Annotated in this window: 23 protein-coding genes; 16 read left to right on the forward strand and 7 right to left on the reverse strand. The window is 68.6% G+C overall.

Going from position 1 to position 25,402, the window contains the following annotated elements; translation table 11 throughout:
- The first annotated feature begins 10 nt into the window (after window positions 1–10).
- The 6 genes from BO996_RS11275 (at window position 11) to cydX (ending at window position 7,558) form a co-directional block, all read left to right on the forward strand.
- Window positions 11–970, forward strand: coding sequence for an NAD(P)H-dependent flavin oxidoreductase (locus tag BO996_RS11275; RefSeq protein WP_012204314.1), 960 nt, complete (start codon window positions 11–13; stop codon window positions 968–970).
- A 291-nt stretch (window positions 971–1,261) separates the two neighbouring features.
- A complete protein-coding gene (gene cydD / locus BO996_RS11280; protein ID WP_071954776.1) occupies window positions 1,262–2,902 on the forward strand; it encodes a thiol reductant ABC exporter subunit CydD in 1,641 nt (546 codons plus the stop codon).
- On the forward strand, window positions 2,899–4,584 hold the full coding sequence (locus tag BO996_RS11285) for an amino acid ABC transporter ATP-binding/permease protein (protein WP_071954777.1): 1,686 nt from the start codon (window positions 2,899–2,901) through the stop codon (window positions 4,582–4,584). Before cydD ends, BO996_RS11285 begins: the two co-directional genes overlap by 4 nt.
- Before the next feature lie 42 nt (window positions 4,585–4,626).
- On the forward strand, window positions 4,627–6,213 hold the full coding sequence (locus BO996_RS11290) for a cytochrome ubiquinol oxidase subunit I (protein WP_071954778.1): 1,587 nt from the start codon (window positions 4,627–4,629) through the stop codon (window positions 6,211–6,213).
- 18 nt (window positions 6,214–6,231) lie between these two features.
- Entirely contained in the window at window positions 6,232–7,383 is a 1,152-nt protein-coding gene (cydB, locus tag BO996_RS11295; protein WP_071954779.1) for a cytochrome d ubiquinol oxidase subunit II, read from the forward strand.
- A gap of 49 nt (window positions 7,384–7,432) precedes the next feature.
- On the forward strand, window positions 7,433–7,558 hold the full coding sequence (cydX, locus tag BO996_RS11300) for a cytochrome bd-I oxidase subunit CydX (RefSeq protein ID WP_012204319.1): 126 nt from the start codon (window positions 7,433–7,435) through the stop codon (window positions 7,556–7,558).
- Between the two features lie 199 nt (window positions 7,559–7,757).
- Here cydX and BO996_RS11305 read toward each other — a convergent pair whose 3' ends face one another.
- Entirely contained in the window at window positions 7,758–8,354 is a 597-nt protein-coding gene (locus tag BO996_RS11305; RefSeq protein ID WP_012204320.1) for a GbsR/MarR family transcriptional regulator, read from the reverse strand.
- A gap of 168 nt (window positions 8,355–8,522) precedes the next feature.
- On the opposite strand from BO996_RS11305, the gene BO996_RS11310 reads away from it, so the two are divergent.
- On the forward strand, window positions 8,523–9,680 hold the full coding sequence (locus BO996_RS11310; RefSeq protein ID WP_071954780.1) for an acyltransferase family protein: 1,158 nt from the start codon (window positions 8,523–8,525) through the stop codon (window positions 9,678–9,680).
- A 73-nt stretch (window positions 9,681–9,753) separates the two neighbouring features.
- On the opposite strand, the gene rnk is transcribed toward BO996_RS11310, so the two are convergent.
- Entirely contained in the window at window positions 9,754–10,158 is a 405-nt protein-coding gene (gene rnk, locus BO996_RS11315; RefSeq protein ID WP_012204322.1) for a nucleoside diphosphate kinase regulator, read from the reverse strand.
- Window positions 10,159–10,452: 294 nt separating this feature from the next.
- Between rnk and BO996_RS11320 the strand changes: the two genes are divergently transcribed.
- Window positions 10,453–11,595 (forward strand): PA0069 family radical SAM protein, encoded by a 1,143-nt coding sequence (locus tag BO996_RS11320; RefSeq protein ID WP_071954781.1) that lies wholly within the window; start codon window positions 10,453–10,455, stop codon window positions 11,593–11,595.
- Window positions 11,596–11,632: 37 nt separating this feature from the next.
- On the opposite strand, the gene BO996_RS11325 is transcribed toward BO996_RS11320, so the two are convergent.
- Window positions 11,633–12,499 carry a LysR family transcriptional regulator gene (locus BO996_RS11325; protein WP_043823858.1) on the reverse strand — a complete coding sequence of 289 codons (867 nt, stop codon included), beginning with the start codon at window positions 12,497–12,499 and terminating at the stop codon, window positions 11,633–11,635.
- Between the two features lie 106 nt (window positions 12,500–12,605).
- Here BO996_RS11325 and BO996_RS11330 point away from each other — a divergent pair, with 106 nt between their 5' ends.
- Together BO996_RS11330 and BO996_RS11335 are read left to right on the forward strand one after the other, a co-directional pair.
- Window positions 12,606–13,730, forward strand: coding sequence for a mandelate racemase/muconate lactonizing enzyme family protein (locus BO996_RS11330; RefSeq protein ID WP_071954782.1), 1,125 nt, complete (start codon window positions 12,606–12,608; stop codon window positions 13,728–13,730).
- Between the two features lie 35 nt (window positions 13,731–13,765).
- Window positions 13,766–14,740 carry a Bug family tripartite tricarboxylate transporter substrate binding protein gene (locus BO996_RS11335; protein WP_071954783.1) on the forward strand — a complete coding sequence of 325 codons (975 nt, stop codon included), beginning with the start codon at window positions 13,766–13,768 and terminating at the stop codon, window positions 14,738–14,740.
- 31 nt (window positions 14,741–14,771) lie between these two features.
- Here BO996_RS11335 and BO996_RS11340 read toward each other — a convergent pair whose 3' ends face one another.
- On the reverse strand, window positions 14,772–15,623 hold the full coding sequence (locus BO996_RS11340) for a LysR substrate-binding domain-containing protein (protein ID WP_013803446.1): 852 nt from the start codon (window positions 15,621–15,623) through the stop codon (window positions 14,772–14,774).
- A 181-nt stretch (window positions 15,624–15,804) separates the two neighbouring features.
- On the opposite strand from BO996_RS11340, the gene phnD reads away from it, so the two are divergent.
- The 5 genes from phnD to phnX are packed head-to-tail and all read left to right on the forward strand — an operon-like array spanning window position 15,805 to window position 20,460.
- Complete coding sequence (gene phnD, locus BO996_RS11345; RefSeq protein WP_071954784.1) at window positions 15,805–16,692, forward strand: phosphonate ABC transporter substrate-binding protein; 888 nt, start codon at window positions 15,805–15,807, stop codon at window positions 16,690–16,692.
- Entirely contained in the window at window positions 16,689–17,579 is an 891-nt protein-coding gene (gene phnC, locus BO996_RS11350) for a phosphonate ABC transporter ATP-binding protein (RefSeq protein WP_071954785.1), read from the forward strand. Before phnD ends, phnC begins: the two co-directional genes overlap by 4 nt.
- Window positions 17,579–18,424, forward strand: a complete 846-nt coding sequence (phnE, locus tag BO996_RS11355; protein WP_013803443.1) for a phosphonate ABC transporter, permease protein PhnE — start codon at window positions 17,579–17,581, stop codon at window positions 18,422–18,424. Before phnC ends, phnE begins: the two co-directional genes overlap by 1 nt.
- A 47-nt stretch (window positions 18,425–18,471) precedes the next feature.
- Window positions 18,472–19,560, forward strand: a complete 1,089-nt coding sequence (gene psrA / locus BO996_RS11360; RefSeq protein WP_071954786.1) for an iron-containing alcohol dehydrogenase PsrA — start codon at window positions 18,472–18,474, stop codon at window positions 19,558–19,560.
- 54 nt (window positions 19,561–19,614) lie between these two features.
- Window positions 19,615–20,460, forward strand: a complete 846-nt coding sequence (gene phnX / locus BO996_RS11365; RefSeq protein WP_071954787.1) for a phosphonoacetaldehyde hydrolase — start codon at window positions 19,615–19,617, stop codon at window positions 20,458–20,460.
- A gap of 127 nt (window positions 20,461–20,587) precedes the next feature.
- Here phnX and fghA read toward each other — a convergent pair whose 3' ends face one another.
- Window positions 20,588–21,460, reverse strand: a complete 873-nt coding sequence (gene fghA, locus BO996_RS11370) for an S-formylglutathione hydrolase (protein ID WP_071957075.1) — start codon at window positions 21,458–21,460, stop codon at window positions 20,588–20,590.
- A 142-nt stretch (window positions 21,461–21,602) separates the two neighbouring features.
- A complete protein-coding gene (locus tag BO996_RS11375; RefSeq protein ID WP_012204334.1) occupies window positions 21,603–22,712 on the reverse strand; it encodes an S-(hydroxymethyl)glutathione dehydrogenase/class III alcohol dehydrogenase in 1,110 nt (369 codons plus the stop codon).
- A gap of 238 nt (window positions 22,713–22,950) precedes the next feature.
- On the opposite strand from BO996_RS11375, the gene BO996_RS11380 reads away from it, so the two are divergent.
- Complete coding sequence (locus BO996_RS11380; protein WP_016450194.1) at window positions 22,951–23,988, forward strand: GlxA family transcriptional regulator; 1,038 nt, start codon at window positions 22,951–22,953, stop codon at window positions 23,986–23,988.
- An 11-nt stretch (window positions 23,989–23,999) separates the two neighbouring features.
- On the opposite strand, the gene BO996_RS11385 is transcribed toward BO996_RS11380, so the two are convergent.
- Window positions 24,000–25,316, reverse strand: a complete 1,317-nt coding sequence (locus BO996_RS11385) for a DEAD/DEAH box helicase (protein ID WP_071954788.1) — start codon at window positions 25,314–25,316, stop codon at window positions 24,000–24,002.
- Window positions 25,317–25,402: the final 86 nt, after the last annotated feature.

The raw sequence follows: 25,402 nt of genomic DNA on the forward strand, positions 1-25,402 counted from the left end.
GAGACAACGCATGTCCAAGCTTCCCCCGGCGCTGAAGAAACTGGCCCTGCCAGTGATCGGCTCGCCGCTGTTCATCATCAGCAACCCCAAGCTCGTGATCGCCCAGTGCCAGGCCGGCATCGTGGGCTCCATGCCCGCGCTCAACGCGCGCCCGGCCGAGCAGCTCGAAGACTGGCTGGCCGAGATCACCGAGACCCTGGCCGCCTGGGACAAGGCCCATCCGGACCGGCCCTCGGCGCCGTTCGCCATCAACCAGATCGTGCACAAGAGCAATGACCGGCTCGAGCACGACATGCAGATGTGCGCCAAGTACAAGGTGCCCATCGTCATCACCAGCCTGGGCGCGCGCGAGGACGTGAACCAGGCTGTGCACAGCTGGGGCGGCGTGGTGCTGCACGACATCATCAACAACAAGTTCGCGCACAAGGCCATCGAAAAGGGGGCCGACGGCCTGATCGCCGTGGCGGCGGGCGCGGGCGGCCATGCGGGTGTCAAGAGCCCGTTCGCGCTGATCCAGGAAATCCGTGAATGGTTCGACGGCCCCGTGGCGCTGTCGGGCTCCATCGCCTCGGGCGGTGCCATCCTCGCGGCCCAGGCCATGGGAGCGGACTTCGCCTATATCGGCTCGGCCTTCATTGCCACGCATGAAGCGCGTGCGCACGACGCCTACAAGCAGGCCATCGTGGACGGCACCTCCGACGACATCGTCTACAGCAACCTGTTCACGGGCGTGCACGGCAACTACCTGGCGCCGTCCATCCGTGCGGCAGGCCTGGACCCCGACAACCTGCCCGAGTCGGACCCCAGCAAGATGAACTTCGGCGGCGACGCCAAGAAGGCCTGGAAGGACATCTGGGGCTGCGGCCAGGGCATCGGTGCCATCCGCGAAGTCACGGGTGCGGGCGAGCTGGTGGAGCGTCTCAAGCGCGAATACAACCAGGCGCGCGACCGCCTGCTGTCCACCCCGTAAGGTCGGGGAGTCCAGGACGGGCTCTTCTCCTACCCTGCCAGACGGCGCCTTCGGGCGCCGTTTTCTTTGGGTATTACCCACGCTGTGCGGGACCGGTTCTCGAAGTTGTTTGCGCAAAACCCCTTGCGCACGCTTGACTGCTTCACTCGGCTTCCCCCTACGAGCGACTTGCCTGGAGCAAGTTTGTTTAGAATTCTTTGCGTAATTTCAGTAAATACTGAAATTACAGAATAAATGAACAAACCTTGTACCCCGTCATTGCCTGAGTTCCACCAGCTGGCGCGTCGTCCGATGGCGGGTACGGGGCGCCTGGTGCTGGCCTCGCTGCTGTGGCTGCCCCAGGCGCTGCTGCTGGCGCTGGCCGTGCAGTCCATGGCCGATGGCGCGGACGTGGAGCCGCTGTGGCCACTGTGGCAGCTTGCGGCCGGCGTGGCACTGCTGGGCGGGTTGCGCGCCTGGTGCGATGCCAGCGGCACGCGCCGCGCCAATCTGCAGGCGCGCAGCCTGGTGAGTGCGCTGCGCGCGCAGGTGCTGCGCACGCTGGCGGGCACCTCGCCGCTGGACCGCCAGCGCGCGGCCTCGGGCCAGGCGGCCAGCGCCATGGCCGAGCAGGCCGAGGCCATCGTGCCCTGGCTGTCGCGCTACCAGACCGCCATGTGGCGCGTGCGCACCGTGCCGCTGGTGATTGCGCTGGCCGTGGCCAGCCAGAGCTGGGTGGTGGCGCTGATCCTGGTGGTGGCCGCACCGCTGATCCCGCTGTTCATGGCCATCGTCGGCTGGCGCGCCAAGGCGGCCAGCCAGGCGCAGATGGTGGAGCTGGGCGGCATGAACGCCTTCCTGCTCGACCGGCTGCGCGGCCTGTCCACCCTGCGCGCCCTGGGCGCGGTGGATGCCACGGCGCAGCGGCTGCGCGCCAATGCCGAATCCCTGCGCGAACGCAGCATGCGCGTGCTGCGCATCGCCTTTCTGTCCTCTGCGGTGCTGGAACTGTTCTCGGCCCTGGGCGTGGCCATGGTGGCCGTCTACGTGGGCTTTCACCTGCTGGGCCATCTGCCGTTTGGCAGCTGGGGCCAGACACTGAGCCTGGGCCAGGCGCTGTTCGTGCTGCTGCTGGCGCCCAGCTTTTTCGATCCCCTGCGTGAGCTGTCTGCCGTCTGGCACGACCGCGCCAGCGGCGAGGCCGCCCTGCAGGCCCTGGGCGAGCTGGGCCGCGATGCGCAGCCGCTGCCCGGCGCGCTGGCTGCGCCCGGCAGGGCGGCCGGCCAGGCCTGCGCCCTGCACCTGGAGCAGGTGCGGCCCCAGGCGCCAGGCGGCGCGGTCACGCTGCCGGCGCTCACGGTGGACGTGCGGCCTGGCGAGCATGTGGCGCTGTGGAGCCCCAGCGGCAGCGGAAAGTCGCTGCTGCTGGCGCAGATTGCAGGCCTGCTGCCGGTGGCCGAGCCTGGGCGCATCCATATCGACGGCCAGCTGCTCGACGGCGAATCGGCCGGTCGGCTGCGCGCGCGCATGGCCTGGATGGGGCAGAGCCCCCATGTGTTCGCCGGCTCGGTGGCCGAAAACCTCCGGCTGAGCCGCCCGGGATTCACCTTCGGCGAACTGCGCCAGGCCCTGCGGCTGGCCGGGCTGGGCAAGCTGGCCGAGACCCGGCCCGGCGCCACGCTGGGCGAGGGCGGAGCCGGCCTGTCGGGCGGCGAAATCGTGCGCCTGGCACTGGCGCGCCTGGCCTTGTCGCGCGATGCAGGCCTGCTGCTGGTCGATGAACCCACGGCCCACCTGGACCCGGCCACGGCCGCCCAGGTCACCGATACCCTGCTGCAGCTGGCACGCGGGCGCACGCTGATCGTCGCCACCCACGATGCCGAACTGGCCGCCGCCATGCACCGCGTGGTGGAACTGGCGGGCCATGCCGCCCCACAGGAGCTGGCCGCATGAAGCCCCGCTCCACCCTCCGGCCCGTGCTTGCCGCCCTGGCGCGCATGGCGCCCCGGCGCCTGTGGCTGGGCGGCGCGCTGCTGGCCCTGCTCACGGTGCTCATGGGCATGGCACTGCTGGGCCTGTCGGGCTGGTTCATCACGGCCACGGCGCTGGCCGGGCTGCTGCCGGCCACGGCCATCGTTTTCGACGTCTTCATGCCCTCGGCCGGCATCCGCCTGCTGGCCCTGGGCCGCACGGGCACGCGCTATGCCGAACGGCTGGTCACCCATGACGCCACCCTGGCCGTGCTGGCCGCCTTGCGCGAGCGGCTGCTGCGCAGCTGGGCCACCCCTGCTGCCGCCCTGAGCCTGCGCCTGCGGCCCGCACGCCTGCTGCAGCGGCTGACGGCTGACGTGGATGCGCTGGACAGCCTGTACCTGCGCCTGTTCGTGCCCTTGCTGGCCGCCACGGGTGCCACGCTGATGGCCGCCCTGGCACTGGGCCTGATGCGCTGGTGGCTGGGCATGGCCTTGGCTGCGTGGCTGCTGGTCACGGGCCTGGGCAGCGCCCTGTGGCTGGCGCGCAGTGCGCGCCGGCCCGCCGTGCGCCGCGCGCTGGCGCTGGAGTCCCTGCGGGCCCGCACGGCCGACCTGGTGGCCGGGCAGGCAGAGCTGGCCATGGCCGGCACCCTGGCCGCGCATTGCGAACGCATTGCCGCCCTGGACGCCCGCGTGGCCGAGGCCGACGCCGAGCTCCACGGCCTGGAGGCCCGAACCTCCTTCGTGCAAGGCCTGTGCGGCGCCTTGGCCCTGGCCGGTGTGCTGCTGGGCGTAGGCTGGCTGGCCGAGGCCGGCCTGCTGGGCGCCCCCGTGGCTGCGCTGGCCCTGTTGCTGGCGCTGACGGCCATGGAGCCCTTTGCTGCGTTGCGCCGTGGCGCGCTGGAGGCCGGCCGCAGCTGGCTGGCCGCGCGCCGGCTGGCGCCTGCCCTGCGCGATGGCGCTGCGCAAGGCGCCTGCGAACCGGCTGCGCCCAGGCAGGGCTTGGCGGTTGAGCTGGAGCAGGTCGTGGCACCCCGTGCCGCCGTGCTGGCCCAGGACATCCGTATCGCCGAAGGCGAGCGTGTCGCCCTGCTGGGCGCCAGCGGCGCGGGCAAGACCACGCTGCTGTCCCTGATGGCCGGCGAGCTCCAGCCGCTGGCCGGCGCCGTGCGTGCCCGGCGCTGCACCTGGATGACGCAGCGCACCGAACTGTTCGAGGACAGCCTGCGCGACAACCTTTTGCTGGCTTGCCCCGAGGCCGCCGAGGACACGCTGTGGGCGGCGCTGGAAGTCGCCGGGCTGGCCGGCGATGTGCGCGCCATGGCGCAGGGCCTGGACACGCGGCTGGGCGAGGGCGGGCTGGGCCTGTCCGGCGGCCAGGCACGGCGCCTGGCGCTGGCGCGGCTGCTGCTGAGCCCCGCGCGCTGCTGGCTGCTGGACGAAGTGACCGAAGGCCTGGATGCACGCACGGCCGCCGACCTGCTGGTGCGGCTGGACAGTGCAGCCCGGGGCCGCACCCTGGTGCTGGCCACCCACAAGCTGCGGGAGGCGCAACTGGCCGACCGGCTGCTGTGGGTGGAGAAGGGCCGCGTGGTGTCCGAGGCGCTGCGCGGCACACCGCCGTTCGAGGCGGCCCTGGCGCGCCTGCGGCAGGACGGCTGATCAAGGATTTCACCAAGTACCCCCGAGAGAAAGGATCTCACCATGGACCTCGACATCGTCGATCTATCGCGGCTGCAGTTCGCGGTAACGGCGCTCTACCACTTCCTGTTCGTGCCGCTGACCATCGGCCTGGCCGTGATCATCGCCATCATGGAGACCGTCTACGTGATGACGGGCCGCACCATCTGGCGCGACATGACGAAGTTCTGGGGCACTTTGTTCGGCATCAACTTCGCCATGGGCGTGGCCACGGGCATCGTGATGGAGTTCCAGTTCGGCATGAACTGGAGCTACTACAGCCACTACGTGGGCGACATCTTCGGCGCGCCGCTGGCCATCGAGGGGCTGATGGCCTTCTTCCTCGAAGCCACCTTCGTGGGCCTGTTCTTCTTCGGCTGGGACCGCCTGAGCAAGGTCGGCCATCTGGTGACCACCTGGTGCGTGGCCCTGGGCTCGAACTTCTCGGCGCTATGGATCCTGATCGCCAACGGCTGGATGCAAAACCCCGTGGGCGCGGCGTTCAACCCGCAGACCATGCGCATGGAGGTCACCGACTTCTTTGCCGTGCTGACCAACCCCGTGGCCCAGGCCAAGTTCGTGCACACGGTCTCGGCAGGCTACGTGACGGCGGCCATCTTCGTGCTGGGCGTCTCGGCCTGGTATCTGCTCAAGGGCCGGCACATCCAGCTGGCGCGCCGCTCCATGACGGTGGCCACCTCGTTCGGCCTGGCCGCCGCGCTGTCGGTGGTGGTGCTGGGCGATGAAAGCGGCTACCTGTCGTCGGAGCACCAGAAGATGAAGCTGGCCGCCATCGAGGCCATGTGGGACACCGAGCCCGCACCGGCCGCCTTCACGGCCTTCGGCTTCCCCGACAAGGCCGCACGCGAGACGCACTACGCCGTGCACATTCCCTGGGTCATGGGCCTGATCGGCACGCGCTCGCTGACCACCGAGATCCCCGGCATCAACGACCTGGTCCAGCGCACCGAGCAGTACATCCGCAACGGCATCGAGGCCTATGGCGCACTGGAGGCCATCCGCGCCGCCGGCCCCACGGGCCAGGTGCCGGCCGAGGCCAAGGCCATCTTCGAGGACAAGGGCGGGCAACTGGGCTACGCGCTGCTGCTCAAGCGCTACGTGGACGACCCGCGCCAGGCCACGGACGCGCAGATCGCCCAGGCCGCCTGGGACACCGTGCCGGCAGTGGGGCCGCTGTTCTGGGCCTTCCGCATCATGGTGGGGCTGGGCATGTTCTTCATCGCGCTCACGGCCGCCTTCTTCTGGCTGTCGGTGCGGCGCAGGCTGGACGCCCATCCGTGGATGCTCAAGCTGGCCGTGATCGCCATTCCCCTGCCCTGGATCGCGGCCGAGTGCGGCTGGATCGTGGCCGAGGTGGGCCGCCAGCCCTGGATCATCGAAGGCGTGCTGCCCACGGCGCTGGCCGTCTCCAACCTGGGCGCGGGCACGCTGCTGCTGACGATTGCAGGCTTCATCGCCATCTACTCCGTGCTCTTCGTCATCGAGATGAAGCTCATGGTGAAGGCCATCCGCAAGGGACCGCAGGAGGAAAGCGCACCGCACCTGACCACCTACTTCCCTCTGATGCAAAAACTCGCCCGCGGGCAATGACCAAGGGAGATTGTCACCATGATTCTTCACGAACTAATCAGCTACGACATCCTGCGCCTGCTGTGGTGGGGCCTGCTGGGCGTGCTGCTCATCGCCTTTGCCGTCACCGATGGCTTTGACCTGGGCGCTGCCGCGCTGCTGCCGCTGGCGGCCAGGACCGACGTGGAGCGCCGCGTCGTCATCAACTCTCTGGGCCCGGTCTGGGAAGGCAACCAGGTCTGGCTCATCCTGGGCGGCGGTGCCATCTTTGCGGCCTGGCCGCAGCTGTACGCGGTCTCGTTCTCGGGCTTTTACCTGGCCATGTTCGCGGCCCTGGTGGCGCTGATCCTGCGGCCCGTGGCCTTCAAGTTCCGCAGCAAGCGCGAGGAGCCGGCCTGGCGCGCGCGCTGGGATGCCGTGCTGTGCATGGCCGGCGTGGTGCCTGCGCTGATCTTCGGCGTGGCACTGGGCAATGTGCTGCAGGGCGTGCCCTTCCGCCTGGCGCCCGACATGCGCATCTATTACGAGGGCACGTTCTTCGGCCTGCTCAACCCGTTTGCGCTGCTGGCCGGCCTGGTCTCGCTGTGCATGCTGCTCATGCATGGTGCGTCCTGGCTGGTGTTCAAGACCGAGGGCGATGTGGCCGCGCGCGCGCGCCGCTTCGGCATGGTGGCGGCCGTCGCCACCACGGTGCTGTTCGCGGTGGCCGGCGTGTGGCTGGCCGCGCTCAATGGCTACCGCATCACCAGCGAGATCAACACCACCGGACCGTCCAATCCGCTGTTCAAGACGGCTGCGCTGCAGGCGGGCGCCTGGTTCGCCAACTACCAGGCCCGGCCCGTGCTCTGGGCCGTGCCGGCCATCGGCCTGCTGATGCCGCTGCTGGCGGCGCTGGGCCTGTGGCTGCGCCGCGAGTGGCTGGCCCTGCTGTCCAGCGGCCTGGGCATTGCCGGCATCATCGCCAGCGTGGGGGCGTCCATGTTCCCGTTCATCCTGCCCTCGTCGCTGAACCCGCAGCACAGCCTCACGGTCTGGGACTCTTCGTCCAGCCATGTGACGCTGTTCATCATGCTGGTGTGCGCGCTGATCTTCGTGCCCCTCATCGTGGCCTACACCAGCTGGGTCTACAGCGTGCTGCGCGGCAAGGTCGACCCGATGGCCATCATCGAGGGCCGTGGCCACTCGTACTGATCCACCGAATCAAGAAACGACAGTCAACGTCAAGAAAGGACACAACACCATGTGGTACTTCGCCTGGTTGCTCGGCCTGCCGCTGGCGGCCGCCTTCGCGGTGCTCAACGCGATGTGGTACGAACTGATGGACGACGAGGCCACGCGCCGCGAACTCCTGGCCCGGGAGAAATAAAGCTCCCCCTGAGGCGCTTCGCGCCTTCTCCCTCTCTCTTCGGGAGGGGGACGACACCCTCGCTGCGGGGGCGGCCCTTGCTCGGTGTCCCTCGCTTTGGGCTACGCCAGTTTTTGCACGCGCTTACCGCCAATGAAGCATTGCTGTAAACACAATGAGCTCCCTCGGGAGCTCATTTTTGTACGCAGGCTTGCCAGGTTCAATCGTCGGTGTCATCCGCCTTGGCGCGGCCCTTGCCGCCCGTGATGCGGTCCTTCAGATCCAGCAGCCGCGTCACGGCCGTGCCCATGCCCATGAGCTGCATGGCGGTCTCGGGCGACAGGCGCTGCACGTCGTCGAACCAGTTCATGAGCCGGTCGATCAGCTCGTACATGTCGCGCATGCGCTGCTGGGCGTAGCGTTCCTCTTCGGTGGTGACTTCCTCCAGCATGGCGGCGCGCAGCATGGACTGGGTGGGCTCGATCTCGCGGCGGCGGCGTTCCTCGGCCAGGCGGCGGAAGATTTCCCAGACATCCTGCGGCGCCTCGAAATACTCGCGCCGGTCGCCGGGCTGGTGGCGCAATTGCACCAGGCGCCAGGCCTGCAATTCCTTGAGCCCCATGCTCACGTTGGAGCGCGAGAACTCCAGCGTCTCGGCGATCTGGTCGGCATTGAGCGGCTCGGGCGAAAGAAACAGCAGTGCGTAGATCTGGCCTACCGTGCGGTTGATGCCCCAGCGGCTGCCCATCTCGCCGAAGTGCGAGACGAACTGCCGGTTCAACGCCGGAAGAGGTTTGGATTGCGTCATGGCATGCATTGTGCCTTCGCGTGCCGGCATGTCCTGGGCGGCTTGGAAAGCGGTGCGTCAGCTTTCTGCAAGACGCGGTCAAAAGGCGCACAATGGCGCCTTTGCGGGCTTGCGGCCAGGCGGCCCGGGCCCAGCGCCTCCCGCTTACCGACCCGTTCGCAGATTGCAGATTGCCCCATGTCCCACGCTAGCCGCAGTGCGCTGATCGACTGCACCAAGGGCCTGGCCTGTGCCGCCATCGTCTGGCACCACCTGGCCTTCTACGGCCCCATGTCCGATATCGCCCATCCGGCCGCGCCGGAACTCATCGACTGGCTCTATGAATATGCGCGCATGGCCGTGCAGATCTTCCTGGTGCTGGGCGGCTACCTGGCGGCAGCCAGCATGGCGCCGCAAGGCCACGGCCAGCACAGCGATCCGTGGTCGCGCATCGGGCGCCGCTTCGTGCGTCTGGTCGTGCCCTATGCGGTGGCCCTGGTCGTGGCCGTCGTCGTCTCGGCGGTCGTGCGGCCCTGGTTCGACCATGCCTCGGTGTCGGGCGAGCCCGATCTCTGGCAATTGGTGGCGCATGCGCTGCTGCTGCAGAACATCGTGGGCGAGGAGTCGCTGTCCGCCGGCGTCTGGTATGTGTCCATCGACTTCCAGCTTTTTGCGCTGACGGCGCTGCTGCTGGCCGGCACGCGCTGGGGCGGTGCCTTGCTGCGCCGCCGCTTTGGCGGCGACGCCCTGTCACGCTGCTGGCCCTGGACGCTGAGCGTGGCGCAGGCGCTGGTGGTGATCGGCGTGGCGGCTTCGCTGCTGGGCTTCAATCTGGATGCGCAATGGGACGTGTGGGCGCCGTACTTCTTTGGCGCCTACGGCCTGGGCATGCTGGCCTACTGGGCCGCGCATGCGGACAAGTCCTCGACGGCCTGGAGCTGGTCCCTGCTGATCGTGGCCCTGGTCGTAGCGGCAGTGGCACTGGAGTGGCGCGACCGCATCGCGCTGGCCGGTGCCACGGCGCTGGCCCTGGTCGTGGCCATGCGCAGCCCTGCGTTTGCGCAGGCGCAAGGCTGGGCGCCGCTGCGTCGGCTGGGCAAGATTTCGTACTCGGTGTTTCTAGTGCACTTCTCGGTCTGCCTGCTGGTCAATGCCGTGGAAAGCCATTTCTGGCCACATTCCATTCCCGCCGCCCTGCTGGGCATGTGCACGGCCTTTGTGCTGTCGATTGCGGCCGGCCATCTGCTGTACGAGCGCGTGGAGCGCCACGTTCCCAGCTGGCACATGGCGCTGCGCTGGCAGGCGGGCCTGGTGGGCACCGGCCTGATCGCGGCGTTTCTGGCAGGCCTGCGCTGAGGCGCGGTGCATCAGTCCACAAACAAAAAAGGCAGCCGGTTGGCTGCCTTTTTCGCTTCACGCCGGTCGGCGTTCAACGGTGCAGCTCGCCCGCGCTTTCCGGCTGGAACTCGATGGCATCCACGCGCACGGTGACCTGGCCCGAGGGACCGGCCATGCGCGACTGGTCGCCCACGCTCAGGCCCAGCAGGGCAATGCCCACGGGCGCGAAGACCGACACCTTGTCGGAGCTGCCATCCATCTCCTTGGGATAGACCAGGGTCAGCGTATTGGACTTGCCCGACTCCAGCAGCGTGAAGCGCACGGTGGAGTTCATGGTCACCACATTGGGCGGCATTTCCTTGGGTTCGAGCACGTCGGCGCGGTCCAGCTCGGCCTCGAGCGCCTCGCGGCCGGGGAAGGCGGGTTGCTTGTCCAGCAGGGCCTCGATGCGCTCCAGGTCCAGGGACGAAAGAATGATGTGGGGCTTGCGCTCCATGGTGTTGGCTCCCTTGTGTGCTTGCGCCGTGGCTGCAGTGAAGGGCAGCGGCGCCCAAACGGACAAAAGCCCGGGCAACGCGGTTGTCCGGGCCAAGGCATCTTCAGAAAAGAGAAAAGCACCAAGTTGGTGCGATAGGCCCATTGTGCAGGCCCGTGTGGGTTCTGCCAAGCGAACCCGCACGGTGCGGTGCGGATTGGCGTGGGCACTTGCCAAGCCGGCAAAACCCACTTCGCAACTGCAGGCATGCGGGGAGTGCTTGGCGGTATGACTGTATTTTTATACAGTTGCTCCATGCTTCCCAGTCCTCCCACGCCTCATCACGACACGGCCCGGGTGCCCCTGCACGCCATCAAGGGCCGGGGCGCAGCCAGCCAACTGGCCCACCGCTTCACCACCGACCCGCGCGAGGCCTTCGATGACGGTTGGGGCAGCCTTGAGGCGCCGGCCGAAGACGAGGAAGCCGCGCCCCTGCGCACCGAACTGCGCTGGGAGCAGGCCCGCTCGGCGCTGAGCCGCCACCAGTCGCCCGACCTGCCGTTTCACATGGGGCTCAATCCCTACCGGGGGTGCGAGCACGGCTGCATCTATTGCTATGCCCGGCCCACGCACAGCTACCTGGGCTGGTCGCCGGGGCTGGACTTCGAGACCCGGCTCATCGCCAAGCAGAACCTGCCCGAGCTGCTGCGCGCCGAGCTGTCGCGCGCCAGCCATGTGGCCGCGCCCGTGATGCTGGGCTCGGTCACCGACTGCTACCAGCCCGTGGAGCGCGAACTGGGGCTGACGCGCCGCCTGATCGAAGTGCTGGCCGAGGCGCGCCACCCGTTTTCCATCGTCACCAAGGGCAGCGGGGTGGAGCGTGACCTGGACCTGCTGGCCCCGCTGGCGCGCCAGGGCCTGGCCTCGGTGCACATCACGCTGACCACGCTGGATGCCGACCTGGCACGCCACCTGGAGCCGCGCGCCGCCGCGCCGCACCGCCGGCTGCGCAGCATCCGCGCGCTGACCGAGGCGGGCGTGCCCGTGGGCGTGAGCCTGGCACCGCAGATTCCCTTCATCAACGAAGACCTGGAGAAGGTGCTGGAGGCGGCCGCCGACGCAGGCGCGCGCCACGCCTTCTATGCCGTGCTGCGCCTGCCCTGGGAAGTGGCGCCGCTGTTCGAGCAATGGCTGCAGGTGCACTACCCCGACCGCGCCCGCCGCGTGATGGAGCGCGTGCGCGACCTGCACGGCATCCAGGGCGAGCAGCGCGAGGCCGGCCGCGTGTACAACGCCGAGTTCGGCCAGCGCATGAAAGGTACCGGCCACTGGGCCGAGCTGCTGCGCCAGCGCTTTGCCCTGGCCTGCCGTCGGCATGGGTTCAACCGCGAGCCGCTGCGGCTCGATTGCAGCCTCTACCACCCGGCGCTTTTGCTGCCGCAGCGCAGCCTGTTCTGAGAGCCTGCGTGCCAGGCACAGGCCAGGGCATGGTCCGCTAGCGGTAGTCGACCAGCTCGGACAAGGCGGCTGCCAGCGGGGAGCGCACCGACGATCGCAGCCACACCATGCCCACTTCGCGGGACGGGCTCGGAGGGGGCAGCGGCCATCGGCGCGTTCTGGCATCCGGCGGTCCCAGCACGGGCCAGTCCGGCAGGATGGAGACACCGAAGCCTTCCGCAACCAGCTGTGCGATCTGCTCGATGCCGTCCAGCTCGAAGCGCACTTTCGGCTTGATGCCGTGGCCCCGCAGGTATTCATCCGCCATTTTTCCTGCCACCACCTTGCGGTCGTACTGGATGAAGGGCTCGCGTGCGGCCGTGAGCAGCGGATCGCGCACCTTCATGTCCCGGGGCGCGAGAAGAATCAGCGCCTCGCTGCGCATCAGCCGCCATTCGCAGGTCTTGGGCATGGCGAAGGCCGGGTGCACAAGGATGGCCGCATCCAGATGGCCGGCCTGCACCTGGTCCAGCAGCAGTGAGGAAGTGCCGGGTTCGATGTAGACGCGCACGGCCGGATGGGCGCTCATCCACCGGCGCAGCAGCGGGGGCACGAGGCCCATCAGCGCCGTGGGCGTTGCCCCCAGCCTCAATGGGCCTGCGGGAAGCTCGGTGGCCGATGCGGCCGACCTCAGGTTCTCCACGGATTTGAGCACCTCCCGCGCATGCTCCACGATCCGGGCGCCCACGACGGTGGGCCGTACCGTCCGGCCCACCCGCGTGAGCAGTGCGCAGCCCACGTCGGCCTCCAGCGCACGCATCTGCTGGGCCACGGTGGTGGGCGGCAGGTCCAGCCTGCGCGCGGCGTCGGCCATCGAGCCGCAGTCCACGACGGCAATGAAGCTCTGGAGAAAGCGCGAATCCATGCGACGCATTTTGCGTCATCTGAACCATGGGACACCATCTTTGTTGCAGATCTCCTGAAGCGCAAAGTTCGCTCGTTCCCGCTTCCAAACCATGTCAGGAGAGCTCATGCCCCTCATCGAATCCATTGAAGTCTGCGTTGCCCGCGTGCCGCTGGACAAGGTCACCTATCTGTCGAACCGCACCGTGGTCGACCGCCACTACGGGCTGGTCAAGGTCCGCAGCAGCGACGGCGTCGAAGGCCTCGGCTTTTGCTATGTGGGCAATGCGGCGGGCGAGCTGTTCCGCGTCGCGGTCGAGCAGCTGCTCGGTCCTGTGCTGCTGGGCCGCGAGTCCCTGGCCGTCGAAGGGCTGTGGAAGGAGATGTACCAGGAGGCGCTGCTGCAAGGCCGCATGGGCACCGTGATGCGCGCACTGAGCGCACTCGACATTGCGCTGTGGGATCTCAATGCCCGCACCGCCCAGCTGCCGTTGCACAAGTACCTGGGCGCGGTGGAGCTGGACACGGTGCCGGCCTATGCCAGCGGCGGCTACTACGTGGACGGCAAGACCGCCGGCCATGTCGGCGAGGAGATGGCCGGCTATGTCGAGCTGGGCTTTCAGGCCGTGAAGATGAAGACCGGCCGCTGGTCGCCCCAGGGCGAGGAGTCGCGCGTGAAGGCGGCGCGCGAGGCCATCGGCCCGGACGTGGAGCTCATGCTGGACTGCAACAACGGCTGGGTGGACACCGTGCAGGCCATGCAGTACCTGCGCCGCATGGAGGCATACGACCCCTATTTCATCGAGGAGCCGTTCAGCCCCGACGATGTCGAAAGCCACGCCCGCCTGGCAAAGCTCACCCGCATTCCCGTGGCCACCGCGGAAATCGGCTATGGCCGCTGGTACCACAAGCATCTGCTCGACATGGGCGCCGCATCCATCCTGCAGACCGACGCCGCAGTCTGCGGGGGCATTACTGAGTGGAAGCGCATTGCCGCCATGGCCGCTGGCTATGGGCTGCAGATGTGTCCGCACTGGTTTCACGATGTGCACGCGCCGCTGGTGGCCGCGACCCCCAATGCGCGCTATGTCGAGTTCTTCTGGGATGACCAGGTGCTGAACTTCCGCCGCCTGCTGGACCGCCAGCTGGCGCAGGAAAAAGGCCGTGTCGTGCTGCACCAGACGCCGGGGCTCGGCTTCAATTTCGACGAGGCACAGGTGTCCCGGTTCGGCCGCTGGACCTCGGTGGCGTAAGACCGCCGCCAGCCCATCATCCAAGGAGACAAGCCATGCAACGCAGACAGTTCCTGACCTCGGCCGCCGCAGCCGCCGCCCTGCATGCCCATCCGGGCTTTGCACAGGCCAGGCCGCCAGCGGGCCCGGTCAAAATCCTCGTCGGCTTCTCGGCAGGCGGCGGCACGGACATCCTGGCGCGGATCATCGCCAACCGGCTCAACCAGCTGTGGGCCACTCCCGTCATCGTCGAGAACCGGCCAGGCGCGGCGGGGCTGATTGCCGCTGCCGAGGCCGCCAGGGCCGCGCCCGATGGGCAGACGCTCATGATGGGCCACATCAATGCCCTGGGCATTGCCCCTGCGCTCAACCCCAGGCTCGGCTTCTCGCCGGAGCGGGATTTCTCCGCCATCGCCCTGGTGGGCCAGACCCCGCAGGTCCTGATTGCCAGCCCCAAGGCTTCCGCCACCATGCAGGGCCTGCTGGCCGCATTGAAGCAAAAGCCGGGGGAGGTCAGCTTCGGCTCCTCGGGCACGGGGTCGGCCCAGCACCTTGCGCTGGCGCTGTTCGAGCAGACTGCGGCGGTGTCCGCGCTCCATATCCCGTACAAGGGCGCGTCGAACGTGATGACGGATCTGCTGGGCGGCCAGATCGACTACGCGTTCGAGGGGATGACCACGGCGGCGCCCTTCATCAAGGGTGGAAAAGTCCATGCAGTGGCTCAGACGGGAATGAAGCGCGCCAAGGCCTTCGCGGAGATTCCCACCGTGGCGGAGCAGGGCTATTCCGGGTTCAACGCGAGCATCTGGTTCGGCCTGGTGGGCCCCGCAAGAATGCCCGCCGATCTGGTGGCCCGCATCAATGCGGACGTCAACCGCATCCTGGCCATGCCCGATGTGGTGGCCAAGCTCGAAGAGTTCGGCGCAGAGGATGGAGGGGGGACGCCGCAGCGCTTTGACGCCTTCATGCGCGATGAACGGGCGAAGTGGGCCCGGCTGATCCAGGCGCGCGGAATCAGGGTGGAGGGCTGAGGCGGGGTGCCGAGGGGGCCCGGCGCGGCCCTCAAACCGCCTCCAGAAAAGACCTCACCAGCAGGCTGTCGCTGCGCTCGCGCATGCAATAGACATAGGTGGTGGTGCTGGCCGGGTCGCCCGCGATGCGCAGCGGGCGAAAGCGCGGGTCGGGGATGAATTCGGCTTCGGACACGGCGCCCAGTCCCAGGCCGCGGGCCACGGCTTCGCGTATGGCTTCGCGGCTGCCGATCTCCAGTTCGGTGCGCGGCTGCACCCCGGCGGCCTGCAGCACCGATTCCAGCGCGGTGCGCGTGGTCGAGCCGTGCTCGCGCAGCAGCAAAGGCTGGCCCTGCAGTTCGGACAGCGCGATTTCGCTGCGCCGCGCGAAGGGATGGGCGACATGGGCGAACAGCACGATGGCGTGGCGCGCGTACTCGCGAGCCAGCAGCTCCGGGCGGTCGTAGAGGCCGGCGAGCACGGCCACGTCGGTGTCGTAGCGTTCCAGGTCGGCCAGCACCTGCTGCGAGTTGCCCATGCGGATGGACAGCTGCATGCCCGGGTGCCGTGCGCGGTAGGCGGCCACCATTTCGATCACATGGAAGGGCCCCACGGCGCCGATCTTGAGCTCGCCCTGGTGCAACTGCCCCGAGTCGCGCAGGAAGAACTCGGCCTCGGCCTCCAGCGCCATGATTTTCTGCGCCATGGGCAGCAGTCTGGCGCCTGCGCCCGTGAGCGTCATGCGGTAGCCGCGGCGGTGGAACAGCTCGATCTGGCTTTGGCGCTCCAGCGTGGCGATCTGCGTGGAGATGGTGGGCTGGCTCACGCCCAGTGCGCGGGCGGCGGCGCTGAGGCTGCCGTGGTGGGCGACGGCGATGAAGGCGCGGTAGCGGGCGTTGCTCACGAAAGTCGGTATCTCAAGGTTTTGTCTATGGATGCTGTCAAAACCGATTCTGAAACTTTCACATGGCAGAAATATGTCGCTCCTAGCATTCAGCCATCCCCACCCGCCTGGCGATTTGGCCGGCGATTCACGGATCCACCGATCTGCCGATGTGCCTGACCTGATGCAAAGGAACGCTCCCATGAAGATGAACCGCAAGACCTGGCTGCGCCATGCCGGCGCCGTGCTGGCCCTGGCCGCCACCGCCGCCACCGCTACCACTGCCGCCTTTGCCCAGAGCGCCGAGCTGCGCGTGGGCCTGATCCCTTCGGAGGACGCGCAGGCCATGATCCGCGCCAGCCAGCAGGTCATGGACCAGCTGGCCACCCGTACCGGCATGAAGGTGCGGCCCTTCGTGGCCAATGACTACAACGGCGTGATCGAGGCGCTGCGCTCCAACAAGATCGACATCGCCTTCCTCGGCCCGTTCTCGTACGTGCTGGCCAGCCAGGTGGCAGGCGCCGAAGCCTTTGCCGTGGCCGTGACCAAGAAGACGGGCAAGAGCGCGTACCACAGCATGGTGATCTCCCGCAAGGACAAGGGCCCGGCCAGCGTGGCCGATCTCAAGGGCCGCAGCTTTGCCTTTGTGGACCCGACCTCGGCGTCGGGCCACCTGTTTCCCAAGGCCGGGTTGATGGCCGAGGGCTTCGATGCGGACAAGGGCTTTTCGCGCGTGATCTTCTCGGGCTCGCACGACGCCAGCATCATGGCCGTGGCCAACGGCAAGGTGGATGCGGCGGCCGTGGCCGACCGCATCTTCGACTCGGCCGTGAGCAAGGGCCTGGTCAAGCGCGAGGACTTCCAGATCGTCTGGCGCTCCCAGCCCATCCCCGAGTCGCCCATGACTTGGCGCAAGAACCTGGACGCCGGCACCAAGCAGAAGGTGGCTGCGGCCCTGGCCGAGGTCAAGGACCTGCCCTGGGGCGACCAGGGCGTGCTCGACGGCTTCGCGCCCACGGATGACAAGGCCTACGACGTGGTACGCCAGACGGCCAAGGCCCTGAAGCTCGACCTCGGGAGCATGAAATGATCCGCATCCGCCAATTGCGCAAGAGCTATGGCAGCAACCACGTGCTGCATGGCATCGACCTGGATGTGCAGCCCGGCGAGTTCGTCGTCATGCTGGGCCTGTCGGGGGCCGGCAAGTCCACGCTGCTGCGCTGCATGAACGGCCTGGCTCGCGCCGACAGCGGCACGCTGGAGGTGGGCGGCATGGACCTGATGCTGGGCGGCGGCAGGCACAGCCGGCGCGAGCTGGCTCGCCACGTGGCCATGGTCTTCCAGCACCACAACCTGGTGCCGCGCCTGTCGGTGCGCAAGAACGTGCTGACCGGGCGCCTGGGCCAGACCGGCACCCTGGCCTCGGTGCTGCAGCTGTTCCGCGAAAGCGATATCCGTCTGGCCGACCAGTGCCTGGAGCGCGTGGGCCTGGCCCACAAGGCGCTGGAGCGCACCGAGGCGCTGTCGGGCGGGCAGATGCAGCGCGTGGGCATTGCCCGCGCGCTGGCCCAGCAGCCCCAGGTCATCCTGGCCGACGAGCCCGTGGCCAGCCTGGATCCCAAGACCGCGCGCAGCGTGCTGCAGTACCTGCGCGATGCCACGCGCGAGCTGGGCATTGCCGTGGTCTGCAACCTGCACCAAGTGGACTACGCGCGGGAGTTCGGCGACCGTGTGCTGGGCCTGGCCCAGGGCCGCATGGTCTATGACGGATCGCCGCAGGCGCTGGACGAGGCCGCGCTGCAGGCCATCTACCATGCGCAGCCCACTGCAGGGCAAGGCGCAGGTCAAGGAGCAGGGCAGGGCGCAGAACCGGACACACTACCGGGCGCGCAGGCCATAGGGCCTGCCGGCCTGCATGCGCAGGCGCCGGTGTCTGCCTCGTGGATGCGGGCCAGCGCGCCCGCAGGAGGACTGTGATGACCAGCGCCAATTCCTGGAGCCCCGAGCCGCGCGACCGCTGGCAATGGACCGCGCCGCGCCCCCACGGCGCCCTGGGCTGGACCGGCTATGCGGCTGCGGCCCTGGCCATCGCCTGGGTGCTGCACTGGAGCGCGGGCGGCGCGCAGATGAGCTGGGGCGAACTGGCGGCAGGCATGCCCCAGATCGCGGATTTCGTGGCGCGCTCCGTGCCGCCGGACTGGAGCATGCTGCCGCGCCTGATGGCGCCTGCGCTGGAGACGGTGCAGATCGCCATCTGGGGCACGCTGCTGTCCGTGGTGCTGGCGCTGCCGCTGTCTTTCATCGCGGCCAGCAACCTGCATGGCTGGCACTGGCTGCGGCGCATCACGCGGCAGTTCTTGAACGTGGTGCGCAGCATCAACGAGCTGATCCTGGCGCTGGTCTTTGTCTCGGCCGTGGGCCTGGGGCCGTTTCCCGGCGTGCTGGCCCTGGCCCTGCATGGCATGGGCATGCTGGGCAAGTTCTTCGCCGAGAGCATCGAAGAGATCGACGACGGCCCGCTGCAGGCCCTGCGCAGCGCAGGCGCCACGCAATTGCAGCTCATCGTCTTCGGCGTGATACCGCAGGCCATCACGGCCTGGATCGCGGTCGTGCTCTACCGCTTCGAGGTCAACCTGCGCTCGGCCACGGTGCTGGGCATGGTGGGCGCGGGCGGGCTGGGTTTCGAGCTGGTCGGCAGCCTCAAGCTGTTCCGCTACCAGGAGACGGCCACCTGCATCGTGGTCATCACCGTGATGGTGATCGCCGCCGATCTCGTCTCCCACTGGCTGCGCCGCCGCATCCAGCAGGGCACCCGCCATTGAGGGCTGCGCTTTTCCCGGCGCCCCCGTTTCATTCAAAGGACCGATTTGTGTGGACCTATCACAACCCCGTTGCCATCTATGCCGGCCCCGGCCGCCTGGACCGCCTGCCCGAGCTGCTGGCCGGGCGAGACTGCCTGCTGGTGACGTTTCCCGAGGCCGAATCCCTGGGCCTGGTGCAGCAGCTGCGCCAACGGCTGGGCAGCCAGCTGCGCGGCGTGGTGGACGGCATTGCGCCCAACCCCGATGTGCAGTGGCTGGCCCCGCTGTATGACCGCGTGCACCGCGAATACGCCGAGGTCCCGTGCATCGTGGCCCTGGGTGGAGGCAGCGCCATCGACTCGGCCAAGGCGCTGATGTGCGCTACGCCCACGCGGCGTTTCGGCGAACTGCTGCAGGCCCTGGAGCAGGGGCTGGCCCTGCCGGCTGCAGGCCACAAGGCGCTGATCGCCATTCCCACCACGGCCGGCACGGGCAGCGAGGTCACGCCCTGGGCCACGATCTGGGACCAGGCCGCTGGCCGCAAGCACTCGCTGCACCAGCACTGGACCTGGCCCGAGGCCGCCATCATCGACGCGCAGCTCATGCAAAGCCTGCCGGCCGGCGCCACGCTGGCATCGGGGCTGGATGCGCTGTCGCATGCGCTGGAGTCCATCTGGAACCGGCACCGCAATCCCGTCTCCACCACCTTGGCCGTGGGCGCCGCGCGCCGCACCCTGGCCACGCTGCCCGCGCTGATGCAGGACCTGGGCAGCCTGCCGCTGCGAAGCCGCATGGCCGAGGCTGCCCTGATGGCCGGCCTGGCCTTCTCCAACACCCGCACGGCGTTGGCGCATTCGCTGTCCTACGACATCACGCTGCGCCATGGCGTGGCCCACGGCATTGCCTGCTCGTTCAGCCTGCCGCTGGTGCTGGAGATGGCCCTGGGCGCCGACGACCAGGCCGACGCGGCCCTGCTGTCCATCTTCGATGCCGCCACGGGCGAGCTGGCCGTGCAGCGCCTGCGCAACTTCCTCGAAGGCCTGGGCGTGGCCACCGATCCCGCCCACTACGGCGTGCCTGGGGATGAGTGGCAGCAGCTGCTGCAGTCGGCCGCATCCGGCCCGCGCGGGCGCAATTTCATCCGCACGCTGGAATGAACAGGCGCGCGCGGCCCTCTTCTGTTTGAACCTCTTTCCTAGTCAAAAAGCACCATGAACCACACCACCGTCTCCACCGCCGCCGCCGATCTGTCGCCGCTGCAGGCCGTCATCTTCGACTGGGCCGGCACCCTGGTCGATTTCGGCTCGCTGGCGCCCACGCAGATCTTTGTCGAGGCCTTTGCCAGCTTCGGCATCACCATCACCCTGGCCCAGGCTCGCGGCCCCATGGGACTGTCCAAGTGGCAGCACATCCACGAGCTGCTGCAGGACGAAGGCATCCGCGCGCAATGGCACAAGGCCTTCGGCCAGCAGCCTGGCGACGCCGACGTGGACGCCATCTACGCCCGCTTCATGCCCATGCAGATCGCCAAGGTCGGCGAGTTCTCGGCACCCATCGAAGGCGCGCCTGAGCTGCTGGGCTGGCTGCGCGCGCAGGGCCTGAAGGTGGGCTCGTGCTCGGGCTATCCGCGTGAAGTCCTGAACCAGCTGCTGCCCCAGGCAGCGGCCAAAGGCCTGGCTCCCGACCATGTGGTGGCCGGCGATGAAATGGCCGCAGGCGGCCGCCCCGGCCCCTTCATGGCGCTGGCCAATGTGCTGGCGCTGGGCATCGGCGATGTGCGTGCCTGCGTGAAGGTGGACGACACCGTGCCCGGCATCGAGGAAGGCCTTAACGCCGGCATGTGGACCGTGGGCCTGACCCTGTCCGGCAACGAAGTCGGCTACTCCCCCGCCGAACTGGCCGCCGCCCCCGCCGAAGAAGTGCGCGAGCGCGTGGCCCGCGCCGAGGCCAAGCTGCGCGCAGCCGGCGCCCACCACGTGATCGCCAGCGTGAAGGACCTGCCGCAGGTACTGGAGCGTATTGCGCAGGACATGCGCGCGGGGCGCATGCCTGGATGAGACGCGCCCGTTCTATGGTCTTGTGCCCAATCTTTGAAACTGGCGCGCTCCAACCCAGGGACAGCAAGCAAGGGCCGCCCCGCAGCGAGGCTGTCGTCCCCCTTTCAGGGGGAAGGCGCGAAGAGCCTCAGGGGGTACTCAACTGCTCTGCATGATGGCGCAGATGGTCATCAATGAAGCTCTGGATGAAGTAGTAGCCGTGGTCGTAGCCGCCGTGGCGGCGCAGCGTCAGCGGCTGGCCGGCCTGGGCGCAGGCGGCCTCGAAGGCTTCGGGCAGCAGCTGCTTTTCGATCAGGAACTTGTCGGCCAGGCCCTGGTCCACGAGGATGCCGGCCGGGTAGGGCGCCTGGGTCTGGGCGGCCATCAGGCAGCTGGCGTCATGCGCTTCCCAGGCCTTGCGGTCATCGCTCAGATAACCTGAGAAGGCCTTCTGTCCCCAGGGGCAGTTGACGGGGTTGGCGATGGGTGCGAAGGCCGACAGGCTCTTGAAGCGGCCCGGATGGCGCAGCGCCAGCGTGAGCGCGCCGTGGCCACCCATGGAGTGGCCGAAGATGCCCAGCCGCTGCGCGTCAATAGGCAGGCGTGCGGCGATCAGCGGCAGCAGCTCGCCCAGCAGATAGCTTTCCATGCGCCAGTGCAGCGCCCAGGGCTTGGTGGTGGCGTCCAGGTAGAAGCCCGCGCCCACGCCGAAGTCCCAGGCATCGGCCTCGCCGGGCAGGCCTGCGCCGCGCGGGCTGGTGTCGGGCGCGATCAGCGCAATGCCCAGCTCGGCGGCCAGGCGCTGGGCGCCGGCCTTGGTCATGAAGGTCTCTTCGGTGCAGGTCAGCCCGGCCAGGTAGAGCACGGCGGGCACCTTCTCGCCGGCCACGGCCTTGGGCGGCAGGAAGACCGAGAACTTCATGCTCAGGCCGATCTCGGCGGAGAAATGCTCGTAGAAACGCTGTGCGCCGCCGAAGCAGGCATGGGCGTTCTTGAGTTCCAGGGGCGGCAGTGCGGACATGGTGTTCCTCAAAAAGAAAAATGCTACGGGCACCTTGGCAAGCGGTGCGTGCAGCATTCAAAGATGGGAGTTGATACGCTATACACGGTCAACGGCCCATGAAACTGGCGCTGCCCAGGCGCGCAGCGCCTCAGGGGGAGCTTCAGTACACGACGACGGAGCGGATGGACTTGCCTTCGTGCATCAGGTCAAAAGCCTCGTTGATCTCCGGCAGGCCCATGGTATGCGTGACGAAGGGGGCCAGCTGGATCTCGCCGCTCATGGCCTGCTCGACCATGCCGGGCAGTTCGCTGCGGCCCTTGACGCCGCCGAAGGCCGTGCCCAGCCACTTGCGGCCCGTCACCAGCTGGAAGGGGCGTGTGGAGATTTCCTGGCCCGCGCCGGCCACGCCGATGATGACCGACTGGCCCCAGCCGCGGTGCGCGCATTCCAGGGCGGCACGCATCACGTTGACGTTGCCGATGCACTCGAAGCTGTGGTCCACGCCCCAGCCCGTCATCTCGACGATGACCTGCTGGATGGGCTTGTCGAAATCCTTGGGATTCACGCAGTCGGTGGCGCCGAAGGTGCGGGCCAGGTCGAACTTGGAGGGGTTGGTGTCCACGGCGATGATGCGGCCGGCCTTGGCCAGCTTGGCGCCCTGGATCACGGCCAGGCCGATGCCGCCCAGGCCGAACACGGCCACGGTGTCGCCTTCCTGGACCTTGGCGGTGTTCTTGACGGCACCCAGGCCCGTGGTCACGCCGCAGCCCAGCAGGCAGACCTGCTCGGGGTTGGCATCGGGGTGGATCTTGGCCAGCGAGACTTCGGCGACCACGGTGTATTCGCTGAAGGTGGAGCAGCCCATGTAGTGGTAGATGGGCTCGCCGTTGTACGAAAAGCGCGTGGTGCCGTCGGGCATCACGCCCTTGCCCTGGGTGGCGCGCACGGAAACGCACAGGTTGGTCTTGCCGCTCTTGCAGAACAGGCATTCGCCGCATTCGGCGGTGTACAGCGGGATCACGTGGTCGCCGGGCTTGACGCTGGTCACGCCTTCGCCGACCTCGACGACGATGCCCGCGCCTTCATGGCCGAGCACGGCGGGGAAGATGCCTTCAGGGTCGTCGCCCGACAGCGTGAACGCGTCGGTGTGGCAGACGCCGGTGTGGGTGATCTTGATCAGGACCTCGCCCTTTTTCGGGGGGGCCACGTCGATCTCGACGATCTGCAGGGGTTCTCCAGCCTTGAAGGCGACGGCGGCTTTGGATTTCATGGGCGTGTCTTTCTGTCGGGGTGGCTCAGGAACGGCAGTGCGCGCGCTCCGCGAAGCCTTGAATGTAGGCCATGGCCGGGCGGCCCGGCCGCATCATGGCCGCAGCCCCAGGTGATATGTCCGAATCTGAGGGGTGTGGCCGGCGTCGGCCGGGCCTGCTGACCGTGGGTGCTTGCGTCTTTTCGTATAGTCCGCCCCATTCTTTCCACCCTGACCGCCTCCGAGCCCGCCGTTTCCCATGGACCACCGCCACGCCAGCGCCCACCGCATCGATCTTGTCGTCTACCCCGGCTTCAAGGCGCTGGAGGCCATAGGGCCCATGTCGGTGTTCGACTATGCCAACGTGCACCTGCGCGCGCGCGGCCAGAGCGACGGCTACGAGGTGCGCGTGGTCTCGCAGCGGCAAGGGCCCGTGCGCTCGGACACGCTGATGTCGCTGGAGGCCACGCATACGCTGGCCGGGCTGGAGGCTGCAGGCATGGGCTGCACCGTGGTCGTCGTGGGCTCGCGCCATATCGAGCAGGTGCTGGGCGGCTCGGCCGAGCTGGTCGCCTGGCTGGGCCGCGTGGCGCCGCGCGTGCAGCGGCTGATTGCGCTGTGCTCGGGCAGCTTCTTCCTGGCCGAGGCGGGCTTGCTGGACGGCCGGCGCGCGGCCACGCACTGGAGCGTGACGGCGCAACTGGCCCAGCGCCATCCGCGCGTGCAGGTCGATGCCGATGCCATCTACCTGCGCGAGGAAATCCGCGATGGCGAAGGCAGCCGCCAGCTGTGGACCTCGGCCGGCGTGACTGCCGGCATCGACCTGGCCCTGGCCGTGGTGGAGGAGGATTTCGGCCACGCGCTGGCGCTGGAGGTGGCGCGCGACCTGGTCATGTATCTCAAGCGCCCCGGCGGGCAGTCGCAGTTCAGCGTGCCGCTGGCGGCCCAGGCCGCGCAGCACGGCGGCGTGCAGGCCGTGCAGCAGTGGGTGATGGCCCATCTGGCCGAGCCCCTGACCCTTGCGCAGATGGCCGAGCAGGCGCACATGAGTGAGCGGCACCTGCGCCGCGTGTTCCAGCAGGAAACCGGGCAAAGCCCCACGGCCTTTGTGGAGAGCGCGCGGCTGGAGGCGGCCAAGCAGCTGCTGGAAAGCCAGGCCCATCTGCCACTCAAGACCGTGGCCGCGCGCGTGGGCCTGGGCTCGGAGCAGGCGCTGCGCCACCTGTTCGTGCGCCACCTGGGCATTACCCCGGTGGCGTACCGGGATCGCTTTGGTGGGCGAGGCGGCGCGGGCTGAACCGGAAACGCTCAGTTCTTTTTTGCGGTCTCGGCTGCTTCGGCGGCCGCGGCGCGCAGCTTGTCCTTCTTGCTGGGGCGGCGGCCCTTGATGCCGCCGTTGCCGTCCTGCGCCACCGGAGGCGGCGGCACGGGCTCGGTGGGCTCGAAGCCCGGCAACTGCTCCAGTTCAAGGTCCAGCTGGTTGCGCTTGCAGATCAGCGCCCAGTGCGCCTGGTCGGCCGGCGTCACGAAGCTGATGGCCGTGCCGTCCTCGCCCGCGCGGCCCGTGCGGCCGATGCGGTGCACATAGTCGGTGGCCGAGCGCGGCAGGTCGTAGTTGACGACCAGGGGCAGCTGGGTGATGTCGATGCCGCGCGCCGCCAGGTCGGTGGTGATCATCACCTGCCAGCGCTTGGCCTTGAAGTCGGCCAGCGCTTCCTTGCGTGCGCCCTGGCTCAGGTCGCCATGGAAGGCCGTGGCGAAGATGCCGGCCTTGTAGAGCTTTTCCGCCACCAGTTCGGCCGTGTGCCGCGTGGCCACGAAGACCAGGGCACGTTCGAGCGTGACAGGGTCGGTGCCCGCAGCGGTGTCGCCCTGCACCAGCTTGCGCAGCAATTGCGTGCGGCGCGCGCGGTCCACGGCAATGGCGCGCTGGGTGATGCTTTGCGGGCTGGCGGCATCCTGGCCTTCGGCGGCATCGACGCGGGCCTGCACGGGATCGTGCAGCAGGCCCGTGGCCAGCGATTGCACGGCATCGGGATAGGTGGCCGAGAACAGCAGGGTCTGGCGTTGCTTCGGCAGCAGGGCCAGCACGCGCTGCAGCTCGTCCTGAAAGCCCAGGTCCAGCAGGCGGTCGGCCTCGTCCAGCACCAGGTGGCGCACGGCGGACAGGCGCACGGCGTTGTGCTCCACCAGGTCCAGCAGGCGGCCCGGCGTGGCCACCAGGAAATCGGCACTGCCGCGCAGCATCATCATCTGCGGGTTGATGGACACGCCGCCATAGACCACGCCGATGCGCGGCGGCTGCTTGAGCGCGCGGCCCAGGTCGGACAGCGTCTCGCCCACCTGCTGGGCCAGCTCGCGCGTGGGCACCACGATCAGCGTGGTCAGGGTTCGCACAAAGCCGCCCTGGGCACCCTGGGCCTTGCCGCCATCCATCCAGCGCTGCAGCAGCGGCAGCAGGTAGGCGGCCGTCTTGCCCGAGCCCGTGGGCGCACAGGCCCAGAGGTCGCGGCCCGCAAGCACGGGGGCGATGGACTGGGTCTGTATGGGCGTGGGATCGACCAGGCCCAGGTCTTGGAGGCTGGAGACCAGCGCCGGGCTCAGGCCGAGGGAGGCAAAGTTCATGGTGTGCAGGGAGTGGCTGGGGCCGGAACCCCGGCGCAAGAAAGGGCCGGCCACGAGGGCCGGGGGGGCATTGTCGGCGAAACCGC

Origin of the sequence: Delftia sp. HK171 (assembly GCF_001886655.1) — a bacterium.
In the GTDB taxonomy this organism is placed as follows: Bacteria; Pseudomonadota; Gammaproteobacteria; order Burkholderiales; family Burkholderiaceae_C; genus Comamonas; species Comamonas acidovorans.